This window comes from Maricaulis sp., assembly GCF_030149235.1.
Taxonomy (GTDB): domain Bacteria; phylum Pseudomonadota; class Alphaproteobacteria; order Caulobacterales; family Maricaulaceae; genus Maricaulis.
Window position 1 is genome coordinate 1 of sequence record NZ_JASBRW010000019.1, and the last position, 1,808, is coordinate 1,808.

Genomic DNA, 1,808 nt, shown 5'->3' on the forward strand with positions numbered 1-1,808 from the left:
GTGATGATGCCCAGCCCGCCGGCATTCGAAACGGCCGCGGCCATTTCCGCAAAGCCGACATAGTGCATGCCGCCCTGGATAATGGGGTGCTCGATGCCGAACATCTCGGTGATCTTGGTCTTCATGGAATGTCTCCTCCAGTCACGGTTTGCCCGTATCCTTGGAGGAATCAGCCTGTTCCGGCAAGAGTGACGAAAGGGAACCCTCCCGGCCCGTTGTCATGAGACAGCGATAGACATCTCCGCCGGTTTGACGGACAAAAGCGCCATGAAACATTACATTCTTCTCAGCACCATCGCCCTTCTCGCCGCTTGCCAGACGGCGCCGCCGGAGCCTGCCCCAACGGAAAAGGTCATTGTAAAGGTGATCAAGAAGGTGGACACTCCGGCCCCTGCTGCGCCGACTGAAGGCCAGCAATGGCTCTACGGCTCGGCGGAATCCCGCATCACCATGGTGCAGAGCTGGAACGCCATCGCATCCTATATTGAGGCCAAGGCGGAAAGCCGCCCGAATGCCAGCGTCGTGCTGGCACCCGGGGCAACGGCAGAGGCCGCCGACTTCCTGGCCTGCGGAGCGGACCAGCCGCTCGCTGCCGTGTTCGATGCCGACGAGACACTGATCTGGAACCTCGGCTCGATGGGCTATTTCACCCGGACCGGTGTCGGCTTCGATCCCGCCATCTGGGATGAGTGGGAGAAAACCGGCGCCGGTAAGGCCCAGGCCATTCCGGGCGTGAAGGACGCGTTCAAACGGATCCGCGATGCCGGTGTCGAGATCATCGTCAACACCAACCGCTCCAATGCAAACATTCAGGGCTCCGCCGACACGCTGAAATCCGCCGGTCTCGGCGAGTTCGCGCATGGCCGGTCGCTCTATCTTCGCGGCGACGCACCCGACGGCGGGGCCAAGGACGGACGCCGCTACATGATCTCGGACAATTACTGTGTCATCGCCCTTGCCGGGGACCAGCTGGGCGACATTGCCGACATCTTCAACGACAAGGCCCTCAGCCCGCCGGAGCGCAAGGCGCTGACCGCCGCCCCGGCCTTCGACCAGATGTGGGGTAATGGCTGGTTCATCCTGCCGAACCCGGTCTATGGCCCGTCGCTGGCTGGCACGATGGAAGAGGTCTTCCCGGAAGATACATATTGGGAGCCGCCGAAGCAGGAGGACTAGGCAATGAAGGTCTTCATTCATGGCGTGCCGGACACGCCGCACCTCTGGAAGCCGTTGGTCGCGGCGCTTGGCCTTCAGCCGTCTGACTATTTCACGCCTGCCCTGCCTGGCTTCGGCACGCCGCTGCCGAGAGGCTTTGCCTGCACCAAGGACGCCTATGCCGACTATTTGATTGGCGAGATTGAGAAGCTGGGCCAAAAGATCGATCTTGTCGGCCATGACTGGGGCGCACTCCTGTCCCTGCGCATTGCCAGCCTGCGGCCGGACCTGATCCGCACCTGGTGCGTCACCAATGCGGTGATCGACCCGGATTACCGCGGCCACAAGACGGCACGCATGTGGGCGACGCCCCTGCTGGGCGAATTCGTCATGCTGAACATGCGCAACAAGCCGCGCATGTAAGCGGCGCTCATTCAGGGCGGCATGCCGGCCGGTCTTGCGAAGGAAGAAGTGCCGCTGATCGACAAGACGATGCGCCAGTCCATCCTGAAACTCTACCGCTCGGCCGTTGGCCTGCGCTTCTCCGGCGACTGGGTCAGCGACCTTGCGAACCTGCCCACCCCCGGCCAGCTCTTCTGGGGCGAGACCGACCCCTATGTCGACCTCTCCGTCGCCGAGCGCTTCTCGAAAAA

3 protein-coding genes and 1 pseudogene are annotated in these 1,808 nt (G+C 62.6%); 3 read left to right on the plus strand and 1 reads right to left on the minus strand.

The genetic code is table 11. From position 1 onward, the window contains the following. Positions 1–125 (minus strand): nitronate monooxygenase (locus tag Q1V51_RS03270; RefSeq protein ID WP_300552815.1); only part of this gene is annotated, 125 nt, incomplete at its 3' end. 142 nt (positions 126–267) lie between these two features. Here Q1V51_RS03270 and Q1V51_RS03275 point away from each other — a divergent pair. The 3 genes and pseudogenes from Q1V51_RS03275 to Q1V51_RS03285 all read left to right on the plus strand — a co-directional run. Next, entirely contained in the window at positions 268–1,176 is a 909-nt protein-coding gene (locus tag Q1V51_RS03275; RefSeq protein ID WP_300552808.1) for an HAD family acid phosphatase, read from the plus strand. 3 nt (positions 1,177–1,179) lie between these two features. Next, on the plus strand, positions 1,180–1,578 hold the full coding sequence (locus Q1V51_RS03280; RefSeq protein ID WP_300552810.1) for an alpha/beta hydrolase: 399 nt from the start codon (positions 1,180–1,182) through the stop codon (positions 1,576–1,578). A 21-nt stretch (positions 1,579–1,599) separates the two neighbouring features. After that, positions 1,600–1,808 (plus strand): annotated as a pseudogene (locus Q1V51_RS03285) (alpha/beta hydrolase); the annotation flags it as partial.